This is a genomic window from Gordonia sp. (in: high G+C Gram-positive bacteria) (assembly GCF_049299075.1).
Classification (GTDB): Bacteria; Actinomycetota; Actinomycetes; order Mycobacteriales; family Mycobacteriaceae; genus Gordonia.
Window position 1 is genome coordinate 1 of the sequence record NZ_JBAQWU010000153.1, and the last position, 1,797, is coordinate 1,797.

General features: G+C 67.7%; 2 protein-coding genes and 1 pseudogene. All 3 read left to right on the plus strand.

Annotated elements, in window-relative coordinates:
* Positions 1-792 (plus strand): transglycosylase family protein (locus tag WAW85_RS05130; protein WP_422558566.1); only part of this gene is annotated, 792 nt, incomplete at its 5' end.
* 37 nt (positions 793-829) lie between these two features.
* Positions 830-1,699, plus strand: coding sequence for a 16S rRNA (adenine(1518)-N(6)/adenine(1519)-N(6))-dimethyltransferase RsmA (gene rsmA, locus WAW85_RS05135; RefSeq protein ID WP_422558567.1), 870 nt, complete (start codon positions 830-832; stop codon positions 1,697-1,699).
* A pseudogene (locus WAW85_RS05140) lies at positions 1,696-1,797 on the plus strand (4-(cytidine 5'-diphospho)-2-C-methyl-D-erythritol kinase); the annotation flags it as partial. The gene rsmA and the pseudogene WAW85_RS05140, both read left to right, overlap by 4 nt.

Genomic DNA, 1,797 nt, shown 5'->3' on the forward strand with positions numbered 1-1,797 from the left:
GTCAAGACCCACAAGAACTCCGTCGGCGAGATCCTCGCCGAGCAGGGCCTGGCGGCCGCGCTGCCGTCCACTTCGATGGACCAGTCGGTGCCGGTGGCCGGCGGTGACGTCGACGTCACCCTGCCCAAGTCCGTCGTCGTCACCGACGGAGGCAAGACTGAGCGCACCGTGATCGCCGCCCGCACCGTGGGTGAGCTCTTCGAGCGCGCCGGCGTCCCGCTGGCGGCCACTGACACGGTGGTCCCGGCCGCCGACACCCCGGTCCAGGCCAATATGAACATCACGGTGACCCGCGTGCGCGACGATCAGGTCACCGTCTCGGAGAAAGTGAAGCCCACCGAGGTCGTCACCAAAGATCCGACGCTGATTTCCGGCCGCAAGGTCGTCGTGCGGCCGGGTACCCCCGGTAAAGCCGATGTCACCTATAAGGTGACCACCGTCAACGGCGCCGTGACCAAGCGCGAGAAGGTCAGTGAGAACGTGCTCGTGGCGTCCAAGCCGGCCACCGTCCGCATCGGTACCAAGCCGGGTGCGCCGTTCGAGCCCGTCGGTGTCTGGGATCAGATCGCCCTGTGCGAGTCGACCGGCAACTGGAACATCAACACCGGCAACGGCTTCTACGGCGGCATTCAGTTCACGCAGGGCACCTGGGAGTCCTTCGGTGGACTCGAGTATGCGCCGCGAGCCGACCTGGCCACCCGCGAAGAGCAGATCGCCGTCGGCAAGAAGGTGCAGGCAGGACAGGGCTGGGGCGCGTGGCCGCTATGCACCTCGCGTCTGGGCCTAAGCTGATTTTTCCCGGCCCACCGTCACCTGGAACAATGGCCGGGTGACTGAGAACCCCGGCGTGCGTCTACTCGGCCCTGCCGAGATCCGCGGCCTCGCCGCCGAACTCGACGTACGGCCGACCAAACAGCTCGGTCAGAACTTCGTGCACGACGCGAACACTGTGCGCCGCATCGTCGCCACCTCGGGGATCGACGCCAACGACATCGTGTTGGAAGTGGGCCCCGGACTCGGTTCGCTGACGCTGGCACTGTTGGAGAAGGCTGGCGCAGTCGTCGCCGTCGAGATCGATCGCACGCTGGCCGGACGGCTGCCGCAGACCATCGCCGAATACGCCCCGGGTAAGACATTCGACGTGGTGACCGGTGACGCGATGCGCGTGCTGCCGAGTGACCTACCCGCCGCACCCACCGCGTTGGTCGCAAACCTGCCGTACAACGTCGCCGTTCCCGTGCTGCTGCACTTGATGGCGAATTTTCCGACGCTGCGCACCGCGCTGGTGATGGTCCAGGCGGAGGTCGCCGACCGGCTGGCCGCCGGACCAGGCAGCCGCACCTACGGGGTGCCCAGCGTCAAAGCGCGGTACTTCGGCGACGTCAAACGGGCCGGTGCCATTGGCCGCAGCGTTTTCTGGCCGGAACCCAAAATCGAGTCCGGGCTGGTGCGCCTCGACCGTCGCGACCCCTTCGGCACCGACCCCGACCATCGCGCCGCCACGTTCGCGGTCATCGATGCGGCCTTCGCGCAGCGTCGCAAGACCATGCGTTCGGCGCTGTCGGGCTGGGCCGGAAGCCCGCCGGTCGCCGAGGAACTGTTACGGGCGGCCGACATCGATCCGCAGATCCGCGGCGAACGCCTGCGCGTCGACGACTTCGTCCGGCTCGCGGAAACCGCAGCGGGAGCTGCGCGATGATCGGCGGTGCCATGGCGCGTGTACCGGCCAAGATCAACCTGCACTTGGGCGTCGGGCCGCTGCGCGCCGACGGCTACCACGAACTGAGCACCGTGTTC